The organism is Nocardioides alkalitolerans (genome assembly GCA_038184435.1).
In the GTDB taxonomy this organism is placed as follows: domain Bacteria; phylum Actinomycetota; class Actinomycetes; order Propionibacteriales; family Nocardioidaceae; genus Nocardioides; species Nocardioides alkalitolerans_A.
Window position 1 is genome coordinate 1,517,501 of record CP116227.1, and the last position, 21,999, is coordinate 1,539,499.

The following is a 21,999-nucleotide window of genomic DNA, read 5'->3' on the forward strand; positions in this document are numbered from 1 at the left end:
TGAGAATCATTTCGGGATCGGGCGTGTCGCCCTCCTCGAGCCGGATCCGGCTCCCCTCCTCGAACAGCGGGGTGCCGTCGAACGATCGGTCCACGGCAAGGGCCTGGCACAGGCGCGCCGGCCCCCGGGCGAGGTCGCGATCGGGGGCTCCCCCGCGGCGTACCCGGGCGGTCTCCACTCCCCCGACCACCTCACCGGCCCGCACGAGCGTCCCGCTCGCGACCCCCTCCACGCCGGTCACCACGTTGAGGCAGTGGTGCATGCCGTAGGTGAAGTACACGTAGGCGTGCCCGGCCGGCCCGAACATCGCGGCGTTCCGCGCCGTCTTGCCTCGCCACGCGTGGGACGCGGGGTCGTGCTCCCCGTCGTACGCCTCGACCTCCGTGATGCGGATCCGCACCTCGGGCGTCACGAGCACACACCCCAGCAACGACGGAGCGACCTGCTCCACCGGCCCGGTCAGGCGGTCGAACAGGTCGCTCACGTCGTCGCTCCTCGCGTCGGTCGGCCGCGGGGCGGTCAGGCCAACCGCTCCCGCAGGTGGGTCGCGCGGTCACGCACCTGGCCCAGCTGCTCGGTGACCCGCACGGGCGCGGTACCCCCGATGCCGTCCCTCGATGCGACCGAGCCGTCGATGGTCAGCACCTCCCGCACGCCGGCGTGCAACGCCGGGTGGATGTCGGCGAGGTCGGCGTCGCTGAGGTCGGGCAGGTCGATGCCCGCCGCCTCGCAGCGGCGCACGCACTCGCCGGCCACCTCGTGCGCCACCCGGAAGGGGACGCCCTCCCGCACCAGCCACTCCGCGACGTCGGTCGCGAGCGAGAACCCCTGGGGAGCGAGCTCGGCCATCCGCTCGGTATCGAACCCGAGGGTGGCGACCATCCCCGTGAAGGCGGGCAGCAGCACCTCGAGGGTGTCGACCGTGTCGAACACCGGCTCCTTGTCCTCCTGGAGGTCCCGGTTGTAGGCCAGCGGCAACGCCTTCAGCGTGGCGAGCAGGCCGGCCAGGTCACCGATCAACCGCCCCGCCTTGCCGCGTGCCAGCTCGGCGATGTCGGGGTTCTTCTTCTGGGGCATGATGCTCGACCCGGTCGACCACGAGTCGTGGAGCCGCACGAAGCGGAACTCCGCGGTCGACCAGAGGATGACCTCCTCCGCCAACCGGCTCACGTCCACGCCCACCATCGCTCCCACGAAGGCGAGCTCGGCGACGAAGTCGCGGGCCGCCGTACCGTCGATGGAGTTCGCCGTGGAGCCCGTGAACCCCAGCTCGGCGGCGACCCCGGCGGGGTCGAGGCCGAGGCTCGAGCCCGCCAGGGCGCCGGAGCCGTACGGCGAGTCCGCGGCCACCCGGGCGTCCCAGTCGGCGAGGCGGTCCACGTCGCGCAGCAGGGCCCAGGCGTGGGCGAGCAGGTGGTGGCTCAGCAGCACGGGCTGCGCGTGCTGCAGGTGCGTGCGCCCCGGCATGATCGCGCCGAGGTGCTGCTCGGCCTGGCCCGCGATGGCGTCGACCAGGTCGAGCACCTGCCCCGCGACGACCCGCGCGTGGTCGCGCAGGAACATCTTGAACAGCGTCGCGATCTGGTCGTTGCGCGAGCGACCCGCCCGCAGGCGGCCACCGACGTCGGGACCGACCTCCTCGAGCAGCAGCCGCTCGAGGGCACCGTGCACGTCCTCGTCGGAGGGGTCGGGACGGAGGTCCCCCGCGGCGTACCGCTCCCCCAGCACGTCCAGGCCGCGCACCAGCTCGGCGTGGTCGGCGTCGGTGAGGAGACCCGCGCGGTGCAGCGCACCGGCGTGGGCCCGCGACCCGGCGAGGTCGTAGGGGGTCAGGCGCCAGTCGAAGTGCGTCGACCGCGACAACGCCTCGAGCTCCGGGCTCGGGCCGCCGGCGAACCGGCCGCCCCAGAGCTTGCCCGTGTTGGTCGCCTCGTCCTTCGGCCCCTCGGACCGCTGCTCCGCCATCGTCAGTCCGTCCCGAACTCCATGGCGGCGGCGTCCAGCGCCTCGCCCTCGGCGCCCTCGACCGACGGGTTGTCGGCGATGCGCTCCGCCCCGCCCGTCTCGATCTCGCCGAAGAGCGTGCCGTTCTCGACGAGCACCTGGCCCTGGTCGAGGGGCTGCGCCGCGTAGGCCTCGAGCTTCCAGCGCGAGTCCGCGATGTCGAGGTTGCGCATCGTCAGCTGGCCGATGCGGTCGTGGGGACCGAACGCGGCGTTCTCCGTGCGCTCCATCGACAGCTTGTCCGGGTGGTAGGAGAACGCGGGGCCGTCGGTGCGGAGGATCGAGTAGTCCTCGCCGCGGCGCAGGCGGAGGGTGACCTCGCCGGTGACGAGCGAGGCGATCCAGCGCTGGATGGACTCCCGCACCATGAGCGCCTGCGGGTCGAGCCAGCGGCCCTCGTAGAGCAGCCGGCCGAGCTTGCGGCCCTCGTTGTGGTACTGCGCGACCGTGTCCTCGTTGTGGATCGCGTTGAGCAGGCGCTCGTAGGCGATCCACAGCAGCGCCAGCGCCGGGGCCTCGTAGATGCCCCGGGACTTCGCCTCGATGATGCGGTTCTCGATCTGGTCGGACATGCCGAGGCCGTGGCGACCACCGATGAGGTTCGCCTCGTGGACGAGGGCGACGGCGTCGTCGTACCGCCGTCCGTTGATCGCGACCGGACGGCCGCCCTCGAAGGCGATGGTGACGTCCTCCGTGGCGATGTCGACGGCGGGGTCCCAGAACCGGACGCCCATGATCGGCTCCACGGTCTCGAGCGAGACGTCGAGGTGCTCGAGCGTCTTCGCCTCGTGGGTGGCGCCCCAGATGTTGGCGTCGGTGGAGTACGCCTTCTCCTTGCTGTCGCGGTAGGGCAGGTCGCGCTCGGACAGCCACTGGCTCATCTCCGCGCGGCCGCCGAGCTCGGTGACGAACTCCGCGTCGAGCCAGGGCTTGTAGATCCGCAGCTCCGGGTTGGCCAGCAGGCCGTAGCGGTAGAACCGCTCGATGTCGTTGCCCTTGAAGGTCGACCCGTCACCCCAGATGTCCACGCCGTCCTCGTGCATGGCCCGCACGAGCTGCGTGCCCGTGACGGCTCGGCCGAGCGGCGTCGTGTTGAAGTAGGTGCGGCCCGCGGAGCGGATGTGGAACGCGCCGCACGCGAGTGCCGCGAGCCCCTCCTCCACCAGCTGGGTCTTGCAGTCGACGAGGCGGGACAGCTCCGCGCCGTACGCCAGTGCGCGTCCCGGCACCCCGTCGATGTCGGGCTCGTCGTACTGCCCGATGTCGGCGGTGTAGGTGCACGGGACCGCGCCCTTCTCGCGCATCCAGGCGACGGCCACCGAGGTGTCCAGGCCGCCGGAGAAGGCGATGCCGACGCGCTCGCCGGCGGGAAGGGTGGTCAGGACCTTGCTCACGTGTGTTGTCTTCCTTCGTCGTGGGTCGTCGCAGCTGAGTCTGGGGTACGGCGCGGGCCGGCGGCCGCCGGGGGTCAGCCCCCGGTGTGACCGTCGGCCAGCGCCGTGAATCGTCGGGCGAGGTCGTCGCCCCGGGCGGGGTCGCGCCCGATCACGAGCACGGTGTCGTCGCCCGCGATGGTGCCGAGCACGTCGGCGGGGTCGGCCTTGTCGATCGCGTTCGCGAGGTACTGCGCCGCACCGGGCGGCGTGCGCAGCACCACGAGGTTGCCGGCCGCCTCGGAGCTGACGAGCAGCTCGGCGCACAGCTTGGAGAGCCGGGCGCTCGCCGACACCGACTCCCGCAGGTGGGTCGGGGTGCGGTCGCCCCCCTCGGCGGGCACCGCGTAGACCATCGCCCCCGACAGCGCCCGCACCTTGACGGCGTCGATCTCGACGAGGTCGCGGCTGAGCGTCGCCTGGGTGACGTGGACGCCGCGCGCCGCGAGCAGCTCGGCGAGCTCGGTCTGCGACCGCACCTCGTGCTGCTCGAGCAGCTCGGTGATACGGCGCTGGCGGGCGTTCTTCGTCAGCGGTGTCATCGCGGTCTCGCTCATCGTTCCCTCCTCTCCGTCGTGCTGGTGCTGGTGCTGGTGCTCGGTGCTCGGGTCTGGTGCCGGGGTGCGGGTCTCAGACGGCGGCGTCCGGCTCGAGGACGCCGGAGCGCTGCATGAGGAACGCGAGCAGGGCCTTCTGGACGTGGCGGCGGTTCTCCGCCTCGTCCCAGACCAGCGAGCGCGGACCCTCGAGGACCTCGGCGCTGATCTCCTTGCCCCGGTAGGCCGGCAGGCAGTGCAGGACGACCGCGTCGGGCTTCGCGTGGGTCAGCAGCTCCTCGGTGACGGCGAACCGTCCGAAGATCTCCAGCCGCTCCGCGGCCTCGCTCTCCTTGCCCATCGACACCCAGGTGTCGGTGACGACGACGTCGGCGTCGCGCACCGCGTCCTCCGGGTCGGGGAGGGTGCGGATGCGGCCCTCCCACGGCGCGGCGTCGACGAGCTCCCGGACCTCGGCCGCCGGCCAGAACTCCTCGGGAGCCCCGAAGACGACGTCCATCCCCGCCATGGCGCCCGCGATGGCCCACGAGTTGCCCATGTTGCAGGCGGCGTCGCCGAGGAACGCGACGGTCAGGCCCGCGAGCCGCCCCTTCGCCTCCTGGATGGTCAGCAGGTCCGCGAGCAGCTGGCAGGGGTGGAAGTCGTCGGTCAGGGCGTTGACGACGGGCACACCGCTCCACTGCGCCATCTCGGCGAGCTTCGCCTGCTCGTAGGTGCGCCACACGATCGCGCTGGCCTGGCGGCCGAGCACCCGCGCGACGTCGGCGACCGACTCGCGCTCGCCGATGGCGGCGAGCTTGCCGTCGATCGCGAGGGGGTGGCCACCGAGCTCGGCGATGCCCGCGGCGAACGACGCCTGCGTGCGCAGCGTCTGCTTGTCGAAGATCATCGCGACGGTGCGGGGACCGACGAGCGGCTTCGCCTCATAGGGCGCCTTCTTGTACGCCGCGGCGAGCGCCAGCACCTCGGCCTGCTCGGCCGGGGTGAGGTCGTCGTCGCGGAGCAGGTGGCGGACCGTCACGGTCCCGTCGGCGCTCATGCGGCACCGCCCGCGGCGTACGCCGTGTCGAGGATGCCGCTCCACGCGGCGGCCAGCGCGTCGAGGTCGGCGTCGGTGACGACGAGCGGCGGCACGAAGCGCATCCGCGTCGGGCTGGGGGCGTTGAGCACGAAGCCCGCGTCCTGGCCGGCGGCCACGGTCTCCGCGGCGTACGGCTCCGACAGGTCGATGCCGACCATCAGCCCCGCGCCGCGCACCTCGGTGACGCGCGCGTCGGCGGCGAGCACCTCCGCGAGACGGGCGCCCGCCGTGCGCGAGCGCTCGAGCAGGCCGTCGGACTCCACGGTGTCGAGCACGGCCAGCGCGGCCGCGGTCGCGAGCGGGTTGCCGCCGAAGGTCGTGCCGTGGTTGCCCGGGTCGAACAGCTTGCCGCTGCCGCCCGTCGCGATGCAGGCACCGATCGGCACACCCCCGGCGAGGCCCTTGGCGAGCGTGACCACGTCGGGCGCGACCGTGCCGTCGACGAGCGCGGGGTTCTGGTGGGCGAACCACGTGCCGGTGCGCCCGATGCCGGACTGCACCTCGTCGAGCCACAGCAGGGCGCCGGCGTCGCGGGCCACCTGCTGGGCGCGCACCAGGTAGTCGGCGGGCGGCACGACGACGCCGGCCTCGCCCTGGACGGGCTCGAGCAGGACCGCGGCCACCGACTCGTCGACGGCGGCCTCGAGGGCCGCGGCGTCGCCGTACTCGACGAAGGTGACGTCGCCGGGGAGCGGCGCGAACGGCGTGCGGTAGGCCTCCTTGGAGGTGAGCGCGAGGGCGCCCATGGTGCGGCCGTGGAAGCCGCCGGCGGCGGCGACGATCCGGGTGCGACCCGTGCGGCGCGTCAGCTTGAACGCCGCCTCATTGGCCTCGGTGCCCGAGTTCGCGAAGAACACGCGGCCCTCGGTGCCGAGCAGGCCGAGGAGGCGCTCCGCCAACTCGACCTGCGGGGGCGTCGCGAAGAAGTTCGAGACGTGCACGAGCCGCGCGGCCTGCTCGCTCACCGCCCGCACCAGCGCGGGGTGGCCGTGGCCCAGCGTGTTGACGGCGATGCCGCCGAGGAAGTCGACGTACTCCTTGCCGTCGGCGTCGGTGACCCGCGCGCCGGAGCCGGAGACCAGGGTCGTCTTCGGGGGACCGAACGTGTTCATCAGGGCGTCGGAGTAGCGCTCGCCCCACCCGCTCGTCGTCATCAGATCTCGTCCTTCGGCTTCGGGGGCACCTTCGCGGTGCGGATCTTGGTGGGGACGCCCGGCAGCACCTGCGTGCCGATCCCCTCGTCGGTGAAGATCTCGAGCAGCACCGCGTGCGGCTCGCGGCCGTCGACGACGGTGGCGCGGGGCACGCCGTCGCGCACGGCGTTGAGGCAGGCCGTCATCTTCGGGACCATGCCGCTGGCCAGCGTCGGCATCAGCTCCTCGAGGCTCTCCGGGCTGATCTCGCCGATGAGGTCGGGGCTGTTGGGCCAGTCGCGGTAGAGGCCCTCGACGTCGGTGAGCACGAGCAGCTTCTCCGCGCCCAGCGCTGCCGCCAGCGCCGCGGCGGCGGTGTCGGCGTTGACGTTGTGCACGACGCCGTCGGCGTCGGGAGCGACGCTCGAGATCACCGGCACGCGGCCGGCGTGGACGAGGTCGAGGACCGCCTCCGGACGCACCGAGCCGACCTCGCCGACGAGGCCGAGGTCGACCTCCTCGCCGTCGACGACCGTCGTCGCGGGCACGGCCGTGAAGAGGCCGGCGTCCTCGCCCGACAGGCCGACCGCGATCGGGCCGTGGGTGTTGAGCAGGCCGACCAGCTCGCGCTGGACCTGGCCCACGAGCACCATCCGCACGACGTCCATCGCCTCGGGCGTGGTGACGCGCAGGCCGCCGCGGAACTCCGAGGAGATGTCGAGCCGCTTGAGCATGGTGCTGATCTGCGGACCGCCGCCGTGGACCACGACCGGGTGGAAGCCGGCGTAGCGGAGGAACGCGATGTCCTCGGCGAACGCCTGCTTGAGGGTGTCGTCGGTCATGGCGTTGCCGCCGTACTTGATGACCAGGATCTTGCCGTTGTAGGCCTTCAGCCACGGCAGCGCGGCCGCGAGCGTCGCGGCCTTGGCCGTGTCGACCTTCGGCTTGTAGTGGACCTCGTCGGTGCTCATGCCGGTCGTCTCCTCGCTGGGGCTCGTCACGACGAGTACGCGCTGTTCTCGTGGACGTAGGCGTGGGTGAGGTCGTTGGTCCACACCGTCGCCCGCTCGTCGCCGGACTTCAGGTCGATCGTCACGCTGACCTCACGCGGGGTGAGGTCCACGCCCGCCGGGTCCTCCGCCGGCGTGGACGCACGGCACACCCAGACGCCGTTCATCGCGACGTCGAGGTCGGCGGGGTCGAACGCCGCCTGCGTCGTGCCCATGCTGGCCAGCACGCGACCCCAGTTGGGGTCCTTGCCGAAGACCGCGGCCTTGAACAGGTTGGAGCGGGCCACGCTGCGGCCCACCTCGACCGCGTCGTCTTCGCTCGCCGCGTTGACCACCGTGATGGCGATCTCGTGGTCGGCGCCCTCCGCGTCCTTGAGCAGCTGCATCGCCAGGTCGGTGCACGCCTGGGTGAGCGCGTCGGTGAAGTCGTCGAGCGTCGGGGTGATGCCGCTGGCCCCGCTCGCCATGACGGTCACCGTGTCGTTGGTCGACATGCAGCCGTCGGAGTCGAGGCGGTCGAAGCTGACCCGCGTCGCCGCGCGCAGGGCGCGGTCGAGGTCGGCCGCCTCGACGACCGCGTCGGTCGTGAGCACGACCAGCATGGTGGCGAGCTGCGGGGCCAGCATGCCGGCCCCCTTGGCCATCCCGCCGATGCTCCAGCCGGCGCCCTCGACGACGACCTGCTTGTGCACCGAGTCGGTCGTCATGATCGCCTGCGCGGCCTCCTCGCCGCCGGTGGCGCTCAGCGCGTCGTACGCCGCGTCGACGCCGTCGAGGAGGTTCTGGCGCGGGTTGGCGAGACCGATGAGACCGGTCGAGCAGACGACGACGTCGATCGCGCCGATGCCCAGCCGGTCGGCGACGCGCTCGGCGACCGCGTGGGTGGTCTGGAAGCCCTGGGCGCCCGTGTAGCAGTTGGCGCCGCCGGAGTTGAGGACGACGGCGCGCACGACGCCGTCCTTGACGACCTCCTGGCTCCAGAGGATCGGGTTGGCCTTGCACCGGTTCGACGTGAAGACGGAGGCCGAGTCGAAGCGCGGGCCGTCGTTGACGACGAGCGCGACGTCCTTGGCGCCGGTCGACTTGAGCCCGGCGGGGACGCCGGCGGCGCGGAAGCCGGCGGGGGTGGTGACGGTCATGGGTGCTCCTGGGGCACGGCCGCACTCGGGTGCGGCGGGGAGCCCGGCGCGGGGCCGGGCGGGACGGGGCGCGGGGCGGTGCGGTTCAGCTCGCCGGGACGGCGGCGCCGACCGCGTGCCCTCGTCGTCGCCACGCCGCCTCGGCCGCGTCGGCCTCGTCACCCGGGACGAGCACCCAGAGCGCGTCGTACGTCGTCAGCGGGGTCGCGGCGATGCCCTCGTCCGCGAGCGGGGCGAGCACGTCCGGCAGGAGCGCGGCGCTCTCCGCCACGGTCCGCTCGCCGCCCAGCTGGAACGCGGTGAACGGGCGCACGCTGCGGGCCTTCGTCGGCACGTTGCGCGCCGCGCAGAGCACCGTCGTCTCCGTCGCCGTGGCCGTCACCTGGAAGACCGACGAGGACTCCGCCCACGCGGGGATGGTGGAGCCGGGTCCGAGGCGCACGATCGCGAGGGTCTCGGGGAAGCGGGCGAGCTCGTACGTCGCGGGCCGGGTCTCGTCCTGCGGGGCGCTCACGGGGCCAGCCCCACGGTCGACAGGCCGGTCGTCTCGTCGAGACCGAGGGCGAGGTTCATGCACTGCACGGCGGCGCCGCCGGTGCCCTTCGCGAGGTTGTCGACCGCACCCACGGCGACGAGTCGGTGGGCGGCCTCGTCGACGGTGACCTGCAGGTGCACCGCGTTGGACCCGAGGACCGACTGGGTCGCGGGCCACATCCCGGACGGCAGCACGTGGACGAAGGGCTCGTCGGCGTACGCCTTCGCGTAGACCTCGTGGGCCTCGTCGGCCGTGAGGTCGCCGGTCAGGGGGGCCGTGCAGGTGGCGAGGATGCCGCGCGCCATCGGCACCAGGAGCGGGGTGAAGCCGACCTTGAGGTCGGCGTCGGTCAGCCGACCCAGGTTCTGCCGGATCTCGGGGGTGTGGCGGTGGACGCCGCCCACGCCGTAGGCGCTCGCGTTGCCCATCACCTCGCTGCCGAGGAGGTGCGGCTTCGGGGCCTTGCCCGCCCCGGACGTGCCCGAGGCGGCGACGACGGTGAGGTCGCCGGTGACGAGGCCCGCGGCCACGGCGGGCGCGAACGTCAGCGTCGAGACCATCGGGTAGCAGCCGGGGACCGCGATGCGCCGCGCGCCGCGCAGCTGCTCCCGCTGACCCGCGAGCTCCGGGAGGCCGTACGGCCACGTGCCGGCGTGCGCCGAGCCGTAGAACCTCTCCCAGTCGGCGCCGTCGACGAGCCGGAAGTCGGCGCCGCAGTCGATGACGATCGTGTCGTCGCCCAGTGCCTCCGCGATCGGGGCGGACTGCCCGTGCGGCAGGCCGAGGAAGACCACGTCGTGGCCCGCCAGCGTCTCGGGGGTCGTCTCCTCGAGGACCCGGTCGGCGAGGGGCACCAGGTGCGGCTGCAGGGCGCCGAGCGACTGGCCGGCGTTGGAGCCGCCGGTGAGGGCACCGATGCGGACGTCCGGGTGGCCGAGGAGCAGCCGGAGGACCTCGCCGCCGGCGTACCCGCTCGCCCCGGCGACAGCGACGGAGAAGGGAGACGTCATGTGCATGAACATACATGGCCATGCATGAGCACGCGAATTCTTTCGCTTCGCGGGCGTGGCGCGGCCCGACACTTTCCCCGGCTGACCGGGGAACACGCCACTTCGACCATCAATTTTGATGGTCAAAGCGGTCGGTTCCCCGGTCAGCCGGGGAACCGACCACCTGCATGACCATCGACGGTCAGGCGCGGAGCGCGGCTCCGGTGCGCTCGGTGGCGAGGGCGACGGCGGCGTCGCGCGCGGCGGCCGCCTCGCCCTCGGCCAGGGTGCGGTCGAGGGCGCGGAACCGCAGCGCGAACGCGAGCGACTTCTTGCCCTCGGGCACGCCGGCACCGGTGTAGACGTCGAACAGGCGCAGCGACTCGAGCAGCGCGCCCGCGCCCTCGCGCAGCGCCGCCTCGACGTCGCCCGCCGGCACCGCCGCGTCGACGAGGAGGGCGACGTCCTCCTTGGCGACGGGGTACGTCGAGAACACCGGTCCCCGCACCGCCTCCGGCACGGCGGCCAGCAGCAGGTCGAGGTCGAGCTCCGCCGCGGACGTGCGCGGCGGCAGGCCGAGACGCGTCACCACGCGGGGGTGCAGCTCGCCCGCGTGGCCCAGCGTCGTGGAGGTGCCGTCCGCGCCGACCAGCACGACCTTGGCGCAGCGCCCCGGGTGCCAGGGCGCGAGCTGGTCGTTCTCGACCCGCACCTCCACGCCGAGCTCGCCCGCCAGGTCGCGGACGACGCCGACGACGTCGACCCAGTCGGCGTCGCGGCCCGCACCCCACCAGCCGGCGTTCTCCCGCTGGCCCCCGATGACGACGGCCAGGTGCAGCGGCTGGCGCGGCAGGGCCGCGAGCAGGGCGGCCAGCTCGTCGTCGGTCGGGCGCCAGTCGACGCCGAGCAGCGGCGCGGCGACGTCCGAGGCGAACGCGACCGTGCCCGTCTCGAACAGCGCGACACCCGGGAGGCCGCGGCCCGTGTTGCGCGCGGCGGCGGCGAGCGTGCCGGTGAGCAGCGTGGTCGTGTAGACCGGCTCCTCCGTGGAGAGCGGGTTGGCGAGCCGCACGGTGCGGCGCCGCTCGTCGTCCGCCGGCACCTCGAGCGCCTCGAGCGCCGCCTCGCCCGTGAACGGGAAGCTCACCACCTCGACGAGGCCCGCGCCGGCGAGCGCACGCCCGACCCGGCGCCGCAGTCGCTGCTCCCGGGTCAGGCCGCGTCCGGCGGTCGGGGTCGGCAGGACCGACGGGACCGCGCCGTACCCGACGATGCGGACGACCTCCTCGACCATGTCGAAGGGGTCGGTGAGGTCGGGACGCCACGGCGGCACCGTGACCGTCAGCGCCGCGTCGTCGCCCTCGACCCGACAGCCGACCGCCTCCAGGTGGCGGCGCGTGGTGGCGGCGTCGATGGCGATGCCCGACACCCGGGCCGGCAGGTCGGCGGCCACGGTGACCGTGGTCGGCGCCGGCGGGGTGCCGACGACGGTCACGCCCGGCTCGGCCGTGCCGCCGCCGTGGGCGACGAGGAGCTCGACCACCCGGTCGGCCGCGGCCTCGCAGATGGTGGGGTCGACGCCACGCTCGTTGCGCTTGCCGGCCTCGGAGGTGATCTTGTGGCGGCGCCCGGTGCGGAACATGGAGACCGCGTCCCAGTGGGCGGCCTCCACGAGCACCCGGGTCGTCGTCGACGACATCTCGGTCGTCTCGCCGCCCATGACGCCACCGAGCCCGATGATCCCCGAGTCGTCCGTCACGACGAGGTCCTCGGGGCTCAGCGCACGGTCGGTGCCGTCGAGGGTCGTGAGCCGCTCCCCCGCCGTCGCGCGACGGACGCGGACGGTGCCGCGGACCTTGTCCGCGTCGTACCCGTGGATCGGGCGACCCGTCTCCAGCATCACGTAGTTCGTCACGTCGACCGCGAGCGAGATCGGCCGCATGCCGGCGAGCTGGATGCGACGGGCCATCCAGTCGGGCGTCGGCGCCGTCGGGTCGAAGCCCGAGACGGTGCGGGCCACGAACACCGGGCAGCCGTCGGGGTCGTCGACGACCACCGGGTGGCCCTCGCCGTCGGCGGCGGGGACGGGGCGGTCGACGGGGTCGGAGTACGGCGCGTCGAACGCCAGCGCCGCCTCCCGCGCCACGCCGCGCAGGGACAGCGCGTAGGCCCGGTCGGGGTTGATCTCGAACTCGATGACCTCGTCGCGCAGCGGGAGCAGCGCGAACGCGTCGTCGCCGGGCGCGCCCGCGTCGGCCGGGAGCACGATGATCCCGTCGCTCGCGCCGCCGAAGCCCGCGGGCAGGCCGAGCTCGGCCGCGGAGCAGATCATGCCGGCCGAGAGGTGCCCGTAGGTCTTGCGCGCGGAGATCGCGAAGTCGCCCGGGAGGACGCCGCCGGGCAGCACGACGACGACGAGGTCGCCGGGCTCGAAGTTGTGCGCGCCACAGACGATGCCCTGCGGCTCGCCGGTGCCGTTGGCGTCGCCGACGTCGACGGTGCACCAGTTGATCGTCTTGCCGTTCTTCTGCGGCTCGGGCGACTTGGTGAGGACGCGCCCGACCACGAGCGGACCGGTGATGTCGTGGCCCGGCCGCTCGATGGCCTCGAGCTTGAGCCCGAGGTCGGTGAGCCGGCGGGCGAGCTCCTCCGTCGTCACGTCGGCCGGCAGGTCGACATGCTCGCGGATCCAGGAGACGGGTGCCTTCATCTCAGATCTCCGTTCCGAAGGCCGTGGCGAAGCGGACGTCGCCCTCGAAGAAGGCGCGCAGGTCCTCCACGCCGTGGCGGAACATCAGGGTGCGGTCGATGCCCATGCCGAAGGCGAAACCGGTGTAGCGCTCCGGGTCGACGCCGCACGCGACGAGCACGCGCGGGTTCATGACGCCGCAGCCGCCCCACTCGATCCAGCCCTCGCCCCGGCACGTGCGGCAGGTGGCGCCGTCGGCGTCCACCGTCGTCCCGCGGCACACGAAGCAGACGAGGTCGACCTCGGCGCTCGGCTCGGTGAAGGGGAAGAACGACGGGCGGAAGCGCGTCGAGATGCCCTCGCCGAACATGGCGGCGGCGAAGTGGTCGAGCGTGCCCTTGAGGTGGGCCATCGTGATGCCCTCGTCGATGGCGATGCCCTCCACCTGGTGGAACATCGGGGAGTGGGTCGCGTCGTACTCGTCCGTGCGGAAGACGCGGCCCGGGCAGGCGACGTAGATCGGCGGCGTGCGCGTCAGCATCGTGCGCGCCTGCACCGGCGACGTGTGCGTGCGCAGCACGACGTGGTTCTCGGCCGGGTCGGTCCAGAACGTGTCCTGCATCGTGCGCGCCGGGTGGTCGGGCCCCAGGTTGAGCGCGTCGAAGTTCAGCCACTCCGCCTCGAGCACCGGCCCCTCGGCGATCTCCCAGCCCATGGCGACGAACACGTCGGCGATGCGCTCGGCGCCCGTGGTCAGGGGGTGCCGCGCGCCGCGCGGGCGGCGGTCGACGGCGACCGTCACGTCGACGGTCTCCTCCGCGAGCATCCGCTCCTCGTGCTCGACCTCGAGCACGGCCTGCCGGGCGGCGAGCGCCTGGTTGACCGCGCCGCGGGCCTTGCCGACCCGCTGGCCGGCGTCCTTGCGGGCCTGGGGCGGCAGGGCGCCGATCTCGCGGTTGGCGAGGGCGAGCGGGGAGCGGTCACCGGTGTGCTCGATGCGCACCTGCTTCAACGCGTCGAGGTCGGTCGCGGCGGCGACGGCGGCGAGGGCCGCCTCGGTCATCGCCTCGACCTCCTCGGCCTTCAGCGGGGTCACCTCGACGGGATCGAACTCGTTGTTGGGGCCGGACATCGGGGCCTTTCCGCGGTGGGCGAGCTGCAGGAGGGCGCCGTCGTCGCGAGCTCGCGGCCGACGGGCCGCGGGTCAGTCTAGGAAGTGGCGCGGGTGCGGGGCGAACCGGTTACGGGTACGGCGCGCACGAGGTCCTCCGCGGACCGGCGCGCCACCGGGGCGGGGGTCGCGGGACGCGCCGCGGGTGGCGCCACGGGTCGCGCCGCGGGTCGCGCCGGGAGGTTGGCGGCGACGACGGCGGCGAGGACCACCATGATCCCGAGGGCCTGGACCAGACCCAGGTGCTCGCCACCGAGGAGCGTGCCGAGCAGCACCCCCGTGACCGGATTGAGCAGGCCGATGACCCCGACCTCCACGACGCCGAGACGGCTCAGCCCGTTGAACCAGCAGACGAACGCCAGCGCCGTGGTGACCAGCGAGAGGTAGGCGTAGCCCGCGACCGCGGGGGCGTCCACCGCCGGCGGCGCGCCCTCGAGGAGCGGGGCCGCGACGAGCAGACCGGCGCCGCCTGCGACGAGCTGCCACGCGGTGGACGCGACGACCGGGACGGGGTCGATGCGGTTCCAGCGGCGGGCGAGCAGGAAGCCCACGCTGGAGGAGAGGAGCGCGGCGCCCGACGCGGCGAGCCCCCAGCCGTCGGGCGCACCGACCGCTCCCCCGACGACGAGCACGACGCCGCCGAGGCCCACGACCGAGGCGACGACGCCCTGGAGCCGGGGACGGTCGCCCTCGATCGCCCAGGCCATCGCGAGCATCACCAGCGGCGCGCCGGCCATGACCACCGAGGCGACGCTGGACGGCAGGCGCTGCGCCGCGACGTACACGAGCCAGAAGAAGAGACCCACGTTCGTCGTGCCCAGCAGCATGGCGCGCCCCCACCACGCGCCCCGCGGCAGACGCCGCGCGAGCAGCAGGAGCAGGAGTCCCGCCGGAGCGGCACGGAGGGCGGCACCCCAGACGGCGGCGTCGGCCGGCAGGGCGTGCTTGGTGACGAAGTAGGTGCTCCCCCACGCGATCGGGGCGATCGCGGTGATCAGGGTCCAACGGAGTTTCGCTTCCACGGAAGGGATAATGCCTTCCAGGAAAGGTATATTCCCGGTCGTGGAACGAGAGCCCGATCACGTCGACCGGATCCAGGAGCAGTGGGCGCGCGAGCGCCCCGACCTGGACACCTCCCCCCAGGGCCTCATCGGTCGCACGCACCGGCTCGCGGACCGGCTGATGGACGAGCTGCTGGTCGTCTACCGCCGGCACGGGCTCGGCCAGGGCGAGTTCGACGTGCTCGCGACGCTGCGCCGGGCCGGGGACCCGTTCGAGCTCACGCCGAGCGCGCTCGCGCAGACCACCATGGTGACGAGCGGCGCGGTGACCAAGCGGCTCGACCGGCTCGAGGCCGCGGGCCTGGTGCGCCGCCAGCCGAGCGACCTGGACGGCCGGGGCCGCGTCGTCGGCCTGACCGAGGCGGGGCGTCGGCTCATCGACCAGGCCTACACGGAGCACATGGAGAACGAGCACCGCCTCGTCGCCGGGCTCGACGCCGACGAGCGCGCGCAGCTCGAGCACCTGCTGCGCCGCTGGGCGGCGTCGCTCGACGCCTGAGGCGGGACCGGCCCTCCCCGGCTCCCCGGTCCGATCAGTCGTCGCCTCGGTCGTCGCCTCGGTCGTCACCTCAGTCGTCGTCGCGGACAACCGGCCAGGTCACGGCCACCCGCGCCCCGCCGTCCGCGGTCTCGCCGATCTCGGTGGTGCCCCCGTGGGCGCCGACGAGACCGCCGACGAGGTACATCCCGAGCCCCGACCCGCCCGCCTGTCCGAAGTGCCAGAACTTCGTGAACACGCGGCGCCGGATCTCCTCCGGGATCCCCCGGCCCTCGTCGTCCACCGTGATGCGCACGGCGGCGCCGTCGCTCGTGGGCGCCAGCCGCACGAGCACCGTGCCCTCCCCGTGCCGCACCCCGTTCTCGACCAGGTTGGTGAGCACCTGGGTGAACTTGTCGGGGTCGGCCAGCACGGGCTCCAGCTCGCCGTCGACCTCGAGGGAGACGGTGCGCGACGTACCGGCCCCCACGGAGCAGACCACGCGTCCGGCCAGCTCGGCGGCGTCGCACGGGCGGCGGTGCAGCGACAGCCGGCCCGTGTCGATGCGCGCCACGTCGAGCAGCTCGGTGATGAGGCGGCTGAGGCGGTCGGCGTCCGCGTTGACGGTGGTGAGCATCAGCCGCTTCTGCTCGTCGTTGAGGACGTCCCAGCGGTTGAGCATCGCCTGCACGAAGCCCTTGACCCCGGTCAGCGGGGACCGCAGCTCGTGGGCGACGGTGGCCACCAGGTCGGAGCGCTCGCGGTCGAGCCGCTCCCGCCCCCGTCCCGAGCGGAGCGTCACCGCCACCCGCACGACGGCTCCCTCGGCGTCGCGCACGATGCGGGCCGCGGTCAGCACCTCGTGCCCGTCGGGCAGCAGCCACGACTGCTCGGGCACGCCGACGCGCGTGCGCAGGCTCCCGTACGGCGCGTTGTAGCGCACCCAGTCGCAGCCCTCGGTGTTGAGGAGCACCAGCACGTCGGCCAACGGCCGCCCGTGCGCCTCGGCCGCCGGGACGTGCAGCCAGCGGGCCGCCGCGGCGTTGACGTGGGTGACGATCCCGTCGGCGTCCGCGATCACGACGCCGTCGGGCAGCGCGTCGACGAGGTCGCAGACGGTCAGGTCGTCGGTGCGGGGCCCCGTCGCGTCCATGCGGGGATCCTAGGCGCCGGGTGCGCGCTGGGCCCGCGCCGAGGCGTAGAGGCAGAGCGCGGCGGCGGTCGCCAGGTTGAGGCTCTCCGCGCGGCCGTGGATGGGGATGCTGACGACGTCGTCCGCCAGGGCCGCGACCTCCTCGGGCAGGCCCCAGGCCTCGTTGCCGAGCAGCCAGGCGGTGGGCTCGGCGAGCAGGCCGGACGCCTCCGCCTCGAACAGGTCGAGACGCCCGCCTCCGTCGGCGGCGAGCACCCGCACGCCGGCGGCGCGCACGGCGGCCACCGCGCCCGCGACGTCGGTGTCGGCGGCGATCGGCAGGTGGAACACGCTGCCCACGCTCGCCCGGACGGTCTTCGGGTTGTGCAGGTCGACGGCGTTGCCGAGGAGGGCCACGCCGTCGGCGCCGGCGGCGTCGGCGCAGCGGACGACGGTGCCGGCGTTGCCCGGGTCGCGCACGTCGGCGCACAGCGCCAGGAGGCGCGGGCCGGGCGCCAGCAGGTCGGCCAGCGGGACGTCGAGCGGCGTGCACACCGCGACCACACCGGCAGGGGTCACCGCGTCGCTGAGGGCGTCCATCGCCGGGCCGTCGACCCGGTGCACGGGCACGTCGGGGGCGGTGCGGTCGAGGGTGGCCAGGAGCGCGGCGTACCGCTCCGCGGCAGCGGGGGTCACGAAGACCTCCCGCACCCGCCCGGGCGTCTCGAGGGCCGCCTCGAGGCCCTTCGGGCCGTCCACGACGAACAGCCGCCGCTCGGTTCGCACCGAGCGGCGGCTGAGCTTCCGCGCTTCCTTGACCCGGGCGCTCCTCGTGGTGAGGAGCGCCGGGTCCGGCGCGGCGGGGGTGCTGCTGGTCAGGCCGAGGCCTTCTCCGCGTTGACGTCCTCGGGCAGCGCGGCCCGGGCCGTCTCCACGAGCGCGTTGAACGCGGCCGTGTCGTTGACCGCGAGCTCCGCGAGGATCTTGCGGTCCACCTCGACACCCGCGAGGCCGAGGCCCTGGATGAAGCGGTTGTAGGTCATGCCCTGCGCCCGCGCGGCGGCGTTGATGCGCTGGATCCACAGACGACGGAAGTTGCCCTTGTTCTTGCGGCGGTCGTTGTAGCTGTAGACGAGCGAGTGGGTGACCTGCTCCTTCGCCTTGCGGTAGAGGCGCGAGCGCTGGCCGCGGTAGCCGCTGGCGCGCTCGAGGGTCGTCCGGCGCTTCTTCTGGGCGTTGACCGCCCGCTTGACGCGTGCCACGTGAATCTCCTAGATCGAGGATGGTGCGGGGTCGTGCTCGACTCCCGAGGGGGGTGGGAGGGTCAGCGACCCAGCAGCTTCTTGGCGCGCGGCACGTCGGCCGCGGCGACCTCGACGGTGCCCGTCATGCGGCGGGTGACCTTCGAGGGCTTCTTCTCGAGGTTGTGGCGCTTGCCGGCCTTCTCCCGCAGGATCTTGCCGCTGCCCGTCACCCGGAACCGCTTGCCGGCGCCCGAGTGGCTCTTGTTCTTCGGCATCGTTGACTCAACTCTCTTCTTCGGTGCCACCCGCCGGCGGACGGGTGGCGCGTTCGACAACCGGCGGCGGACGAGTCGCCCGCCGCCGTGGGACGTCGGTGGTGCTGCTCAGGCCTCGATCTCGGGGTCGAGGTTCTCCGAGCGGCCGCGCGCCTTCTTCTGCGCCACGGGACCGGCGGCGTGGGCGGCGTCGCGCTCGGCGCGCTCGTCCGCCACGGCCTCGGCCCGCTCCGCGGCCCGCGATGCCTTCTCGGCCTCGACCTCGACGCGAGCGTCGGCCTTCTTCTTGTGGGGCCCGAGCACCATGATCATGTTGCGGCCGTCCTGCTTCGGCGACGACTCGACGAAGCCCAGCTCCTCGACGTCGTCGGCGAGGCGCTGCAGCAGCCGGAACCCGAGCTCGGGGCGGTGCTGCTCGCGACCGCGGAACATGATCGTGATCTTGACCTTGTCCCCGCCCTTGAGGAACCGCACGACGTGACCCTTCTTGGTCTCGTAGTCGTGCGAGTCGATCTTGGGCCGGAGCTTCATCTCCTTGATGATCACGTTCGACTGGTTCCGTCGGGCCTCGCGAGCCTTCTGGGCGGCCTCGTAGCGGAACTTGCCGTAGTCCATGAGCTTGCAGACCGGCGGACGCGCCATCGGCGCGACCTCGACGAGGTCGAGGCCGGCTTCCTGCGCGAGTCGAAGTGCGTCGCCCGTGGGGACGATGCCGACGGTCTCGCCGTTGGGACCGACAAGTCGGACCTCGGAGACCCGGATCCGATCGTTGATGCGCAGCTCGGTGCTGATGTGTCCTCCTGGGGGTACGGCGGACGGGAACCGCCCCGCGTGCACCCGCCCGGAGCGACCGGGCCGGAGAACGAAAAAAGGCTCCCGCTTGACAAAGGTGTCCTAGCGGAAGCCAGTCGCGACCACGTCGCCACGTCGCACGCCGCGCCTCCCGGGGGAGGGCGTCGGACGACGCGTGAGCCGACGGACCCCGCAGGCGGGGCGTCGCCTCGACCGGACCCGACGACCTCGCGGTCGGTGCGGGTGGGAGACGGGATTGCTGCTGGTCTCCGCTTGGAGATCGGCGGATCGCTGCAGGCGCAGCTCACCACTGATCGGTCAACGGGAGACAGTACGGGACTATTCCGCCTCGACGCCAATCCACGCGTGGCCGCCGGCCACGCGGCGCAGCTCCCACCCGCGCGCGAGGGCGCCGAGGTCCTCGCCGGGCACGACGAAGCGCACCGGGCCCGCGATGTCGACGACGACCGCCGCCGCCCCGTCCTGCAGCGCCGACGCGGCCGCCAGCTGCGTGGCGACGGGCACCGGCCGGGCGTCGGCCCGCCAGCGGGTCAGCGCCTCCTGGCCGGTGAAGGCGAGGAGCGCCCGGCGACCGTCACGGCCGGTGACCAGCACCGTGGCCATGTCGCTGCTCTTGTCGTGGGCCAGGCCGTTCTCGTCGACCTCGACCTCGCCGAGCACGGCGACCACGGGCACCAGCAGGCGGGAGTCGCCCAGCACCGCGAGCACGTCGGCGTCGTCGGCCTCCCCCGCGGCGTACGCCGCCAGCACGGCCACCAGGGCCTCCGGGGCCTCGCCGGTGTCGTCGCCGAAGGCCGACGTCGGGATGACGCGGCCGGCGAAGCGGTCCTGCGGGGCGAGGGGTCCACTCACCCGCGCCATGATGCCAGCCGCGCCGCCCCGGACCGAACCGGTGCACCCGCTCCCCCACCCGCGGACGGCCTAGGGTGGAGGGGTGGACGCAACCTGGCTCGCCCTCGCCGTCGTGCTCACCGCCATCGGAGCCATCTGGACCGTCGTGGCCTGGCGCACGCGGGGCGTGGCCGCCGCCGTGCGGGGCGCCGGACTGACGCTGCTGGCGCCCGCGGCGTACCTCACCGGCACGCTGGAGCTCGCCGGGGAGATCGCCGTCGACGTCGGCGACTGGGCCCGCGGGCTCGTCTTCTCCCCCGTCGTGTGGACGGGCATCGCGCTCGCCGGCGCGGGCGTCCTGCTCGTGCTGCTCGGTGGCGCGCTCGCCGCGAAGGGCGTCGGCACGACGCCCCGCACCGCCACGCCCCGGGAGGTCGGCGAGGGCGCCGAGCGCCGGGCCGTACCACCGGCCGGACGCCGGGCCGCGCCGCCGGCCACGGCCGGCGGAGGTGGTCGTGCGGGCGGGGACGATGACCTCGACGACATCGAGGCGATCCTCCGCCGTCGGGGGATCAGCTGACGTGGCGGGCCGCCGGTCCGTCCCCGCGCTCGTCGAGCGCCACCGTCTCGCCGCCCGCCTCGGGGCGGCCGTCGCCGCGCTCGACCCCGCTCCGGCGACGCCCTGCGCCGTCGTCGACCTCGACGCCTTCGACGCCAACGCGGACGACCTGGTCGCCCGCGCCGGCGGCACGCCGATCCGGGTGGCCTCGAAGTCGCTCCGCGTGCCCGCGCTCGTGCAGCGGGCGCTCGCCCGGGACGGCTTCGCCGGGGTGCTGGGCTACACGTTGCGCGAGGCCCTGTGGCTGGTCGACGAGGGCATCAGCGACGACGTGGTGGTCGCCTACCCCACCGTCGACCGCCCCGCGCTGCGGCGCCTCACCTCGTCGCCGTCGGCCGCCAGCGCGGTGACGATCATGGTCGACGACGTCGCCCACCTCGACGTGGTCGACAGCGTGCGGTCCTCGAAGGCCGTGCCGGTGCGCGTCGCGATCGACGTGGACGCCGGCCTCCAGGCACCGGGCGGCGTGCACGTCGGCCCGAAGCGCTCGCCGCTGCGCACCCCGGAGGCGACGCTGGCCCTGGCCCGTGCCGTCGTCGAGCGCCCGGGCTTCGTGCTCACCGGGGTGATGACCTACGAGGGCCAGGTGGCCGGCGTGCCCGACCGCGTGCCGGGCCAGGGGCCCCGGATGGCCGTCGTGCGTCGGATCAAGCAGGCGTCGCTGGCCCAGCTCCGCGAGCGGCGCGCCGCCGTCGCGGCCGGGATCGCCGAGCTGGCCGAGCTCTCGTTCTTCAACGCCGGCGGCTCGGGCTCGATCGCCGAGTCCGCCGCCGACCCGTCGGTCACCGAGGTCACGGCCGGCTCGGGCCTGCTCGTCCCCGGCCTGTTCGACCACTACCGCTCCTTCACGCCGCGACCCGCTGCGTTCCTGGGGGTCCCCGTGACGCGCCGGCCCGGGCCGGGCGTCGCGACGGTGCACGGGGGCGGGTACACGGCGTCCGGCCCCGCCGGTCCCGACCGCCAGGTGCTCCCGTGGGCACCGCCCGGGCTCGAGCTGACCGCGCTGGAGGCGGCCGGCGAGGTGCAGACACCGCTCGTCGGCCCCGGTGCCGACCTGCTCCGCATCGGCGACCTCGTGTGGTTCCGGCACGCGAAGTCGGGCGAGCCGTTCGAGCACACCGACGTCGCGCACCTCCTCGCGGGCGACCGCATCACCGCGACCGTCCCCACCTACCGTGGCGCGGGCCAGGCCTTCGGCTGAGGCCCGGGCGGCGGGCCTGCCGGTCGGGACGCTCGAGGTCCTCACCCGGCTCGTCGGCACCGCCCCCGCGCGGCTCGCCGCCGGGCGACTCGTCTGCGTCGACGGGCCGTCGGGCTCCGGCAAGACCACGGCCGCCGCCGCCCTCGCGCACGCGCTGACGGCCGCCGGCCACGAGGTGGTCGAGCTGCACATGGACGACCAGTACGACGGGTGGGACGGCCTCGGTGCCGCCCCCGGTCGGGTCGCGCGGGACGTCGTGGAGCCGCTGGCCGCGGGGCGCCCTGGGTCGTACCGGCGCTACGACTGGCACGCCGGGCGGTTCGCCGAGGAGCACGTCGTGCCACCCGTCGGTCCCCGCGGCGTCGTGCTCCTCGAGGGCGTCGGGTCGGGGGCGGCGCCGCTCGCGCCGTACCGGAGCGTGCTGGTGTGGGTCGAGGCCCCGGCGGCCCTGCGCCTGCGGCGCGGGATCGAGCGCGACGGCGAGGCGGCGGCCGACCACCTGCGGGCGTGGGCGCGCGCCGAGACCGTGCACTTCGGCGCCCACGGCACCCGCACCGCCGCCGACGTCCGCCTCGACGCCCACGGTCGGGTGGTGCGCTGAGGG

Annotated in this window: 23 protein-coding genes (1 of these 23 running past the window's edge); 4 read left to right on the forward strand and 19 right to left on the reverse strand. The window is 74.1% G+C overall.

The genetic code is table 11. The features are described from left to right. From PIR53_07320 to PIR53_07380, 13 genes are all read right to left on the reverse strand, one after another. Positions 1 to 484: the 5' portion of a DNA-3-methyladenine glycosylase gene (locus tag PIR53_07320; protein ID WZH53793.1), read on the reverse strand. 119 nt of this gene lie to the left of the window's left edge; the window shows 484 of its 603 coding nt (coding positions 1–484); the start codon lies at positions 482 to 484; its stop codon lies off the left edge, out of view. Between the two features lie 35 nt (positions 485 to 519). Further along, entirely contained in the window at positions 520 to 1,965 is a 1,446-nt protein-coding gene (argH, locus tag PIR53_07325; GenBank protein ID WZH53794.1) for an argininosuccinate lyase, read from the reverse strand. Between the two features lie 2 nt (positions 1,966 to 1,967). Continuing rightward, on the reverse strand, positions 1,968 to 3,398 hold the full coding sequence (gene argG / locus PIR53_07330) for an argininosuccinate synthase (protein ID WZH53795.1): 1,431 nt from the start codon (positions 3,396 to 3,398) through the stop codon (positions 1,968 to 1,970). 74 nt (positions 3,399 to 3,472) lie between these two features. Beyond that, the gene (locus PIR53_07335; protein WZH53796.1) at positions 3,473 to 3,994 is read right to left on the reverse strand and encodes an arginine repressor; all 522 of its coding nucleotides are present in this window, start codon (positions 3,992 to 3,994) and stop codon (positions 3,473 to 3,475) included. 73 nt (positions 3,995 to 4,067) lie between these two features. Next, the gene (gene argF / locus PIR53_07340) at positions 4,068 to 5,033 is read right to left on the reverse strand and encodes an ornithine carbamoyltransferase (protein ID WZH53797.1); all 966 of its coding nucleotides are present in this window, start codon (positions 5,031 to 5,033) and stop codon (positions 4,068 to 4,070) included. After that, the gene (locus tag PIR53_07345) at positions 5,030 to 6,229 is read right to left on the reverse strand and encodes an acetylornithine transaminase (protein ID WZH53798.1); all 1,200 of its coding nucleotides are present in this window, start codon (positions 6,227 to 6,229) and stop codon (positions 5,030 to 5,032) included. The genes argF and PIR53_07345 overlap by 4 nt, the downstream gene beginning before the upstream one ends. Continuing rightward, positions 6,229 to 7,179 (reverse strand): acetylglutamate kinase, encoded by a 951-nt coding sequence (gene argB, locus PIR53_07350; GenBank protein ID WZH53799.1) that lies wholly within the window; start codon positions 7,177 to 7,179, stop codon positions 6,229 to 6,231. The genes PIR53_07345 and argB overlap by 1 nt, the downstream gene beginning before the upstream one ends. Before the next feature lie 26 nt (positions 7,180 to 7,205). Beyond that, the gene (argJ, locus tag PIR53_07355) at positions 7,206 to 8,357 is read right to left on the reverse strand and encodes a bifunctional glutamate N-acetyltransferase/amino-acid acetyltransferase ArgJ (GenBank protein WZH53800.1); all 1,152 of its coding nucleotides are present in this window, start codon (positions 8,355 to 8,357) and stop codon (positions 7,206 to 7,208) included. Between the two features lie 85 nt (positions 8,358 to 8,442). After that, complete coding sequence (locus PIR53_07360) at positions 8,443 to 8,871, reverse strand: hypothetical protein (GenBank protein ID WZH53801.1); 429 nt, start codon at positions 8,869 to 8,871, stop codon at positions 8,443 to 8,445. Then, the gene (gene argC, locus PIR53_07365) at positions 8,868 to 9,908 is read right to left on the reverse strand and encodes an N-acetyl-gamma-glutamyl-phosphate reductase (GenBank protein ID WZH53802.1); all 1,041 of its coding nucleotides are present in this window, start codon (positions 9,906 to 9,908) and stop codon (positions 8,868 to 8,870) included. The genes PIR53_07360 and argC overlap by 4 nt, the downstream gene beginning before the upstream one ends. A 175-nt stretch (positions 9,909 to 10,083) precedes the next feature. Continuing rightward, on the reverse strand, positions 10,084 to 12,591 hold the full coding sequence (gene pheT / locus PIR53_07370) for a phenylalanine--tRNA ligase subunit beta (protein ID WZH53803.1): 2,508 nt from the start codon (positions 12,589 to 12,591) through the stop codon (positions 10,084 to 10,086). Position 12,592: 1 nt separating this feature from the next. Further along, positions 12,593 to 13,702 (reverse strand): phenylalanine--tRNA ligase subunit alpha, encoded by a 1,110-nt coding sequence (pheS, locus tag PIR53_07375; GenBank protein WZH53804.1) that lies wholly within the window; start codon positions 13,700 to 13,702, stop codon positions 12,593 to 12,595. A gap of 77 nt (positions 13,703 to 13,779) precedes the next feature. Further along, positions 13,780 to 14,763, reverse strand: a complete 984-nt coding sequence (locus tag PIR53_07380) for an EamA family transporter (GenBank protein ID WZH53805.1) — start codon at positions 14,761 to 14,763, stop codon at positions 13,780 to 13,782. 40 nt (positions 14,764 to 14,803) lie between these two features. Here PIR53_07380 and PIR53_07385 point away from each other — a divergent pair, with 40 nt between their 5' ends. Continuing rightward, positions 14,804 to 15,301: a MarR family transcriptional regulator gene (locus PIR53_07385; GenBank protein ID WZH53806.1), complete on the forward strand. Its 498-nt coding sequence runs from the start codon at positions 14,804 to 14,806 to the stop codon at positions 15,299 to 15,301. A gap of 70 nt (positions 15,302 to 15,371) precedes the next feature. Here PIR53_07385 and PIR53_07390 read toward each other — a convergent pair whose 3' ends face one another. The 6 genes from PIR53_07390 to PIR53_07415 form a co-directional block, all read right to left on the reverse strand. Further along, the gene (locus PIR53_07390) at positions 15,372 to 16,433 is read right to left on the reverse strand and encodes an ATP-binding protein (GenBank protein ID WZH53807.1); all 1,062 of its coding nucleotides are present in this window, start codon (positions 16,431 to 16,433) and stop codon (positions 15,372 to 15,374) included. Positions 16,434 to 16,442: 9 nt separating this feature from the next. Beyond that, on the reverse strand, positions 16,443 to 17,198 hold the full coding sequence (locus PIR53_07395) for an RNA methyltransferase (protein WZH53808.1): 756 nt from the start codon (positions 17,196 to 17,198) through the stop codon (positions 16,443 to 16,445). Between the two features lie 89 nt (positions 17,199 to 17,287). Then, positions 17,288 to 17,674: a 50S ribosomal protein L20 gene (rplT, locus tag PIR53_07400; protein ID WZH53809.1), complete on the reverse strand. Its 387-nt coding sequence runs from the start codon at positions 17,672 to 17,674 to the stop codon at positions 17,288 to 17,290. A gap of 62 nt (positions 17,675 to 17,736) precedes the next feature. Then, the gene (gene rpmI, locus PIR53_07405) at positions 17,737 to 17,931 is read right to left on the reverse strand and encodes a 50S ribosomal protein L35 (GenBank protein WZH53810.1); all 195 of its coding nucleotides are present in this window, start codon (positions 17,929 to 17,931) and stop codon (positions 17,737 to 17,739) included. 108 nt (positions 17,932 to 18,039) lie between these two features. Next, positions 18,040 to 18,768, reverse strand: a complete 729-nt coding sequence (gene infC / locus PIR53_07410) for a translation initiation factor IF-3 (protein ID WZH53811.1) — start codon at positions 18,766 to 18,768, stop codon at positions 18,040 to 18,042. A 294-nt stretch (positions 18,769 to 19,062) separates the two neighbouring features. Beyond that, complete coding sequence (locus PIR53_07415) at positions 19,063 to 19,596, reverse strand: SseB family protein (protein WZH53812.1); 534 nt, start codon at positions 19,594 to 19,596, stop codon at positions 19,063 to 19,065. 82 nt (positions 19,597 to 19,678) lie between these two features. On the opposite strand from PIR53_07415, the gene PIR53_07420 reads away from it, so the two are divergent. The 3 genes from PIR53_07420 to PIR53_07430 are packed head-to-tail and all read left to right on the forward strand — an operon-like array spanning position 19,679 to position 21,996. Then, positions 19,679 to 20,155, forward strand: coding sequence for a hypothetical protein (locus PIR53_07420; protein WZH53813.1), 477 nt, complete (start codon positions 19,679 to 19,681; stop codon positions 20,153 to 20,155). Position 20,156: 1 nt separating this feature from the next. After that, positions 20,157 to 21,395, forward strand: a complete 1,239-nt coding sequence (locus PIR53_07425) for an amino acid deaminase/aldolase (protein ID WZH53814.1) — start codon at positions 20,157 to 20,159, stop codon at positions 21,393 to 21,395. Beyond that, positions 21,370 to 21,996: a 4-amino-4-deoxy-L-arabinose transferase gene (locus PIR53_07430; protein WZH53815.1), complete on the forward strand. Its 627-nt coding sequence runs from the start codon at positions 21,370 to 21,372 to the stop codon at positions 21,994 to 21,996. Before PIR53_07425 ends, PIR53_07430 begins: the two co-directional genes overlap by 26 nt. The last annotated feature ends 3 nt before the right edge of the window (positions 21,997 to 21,999 follow it).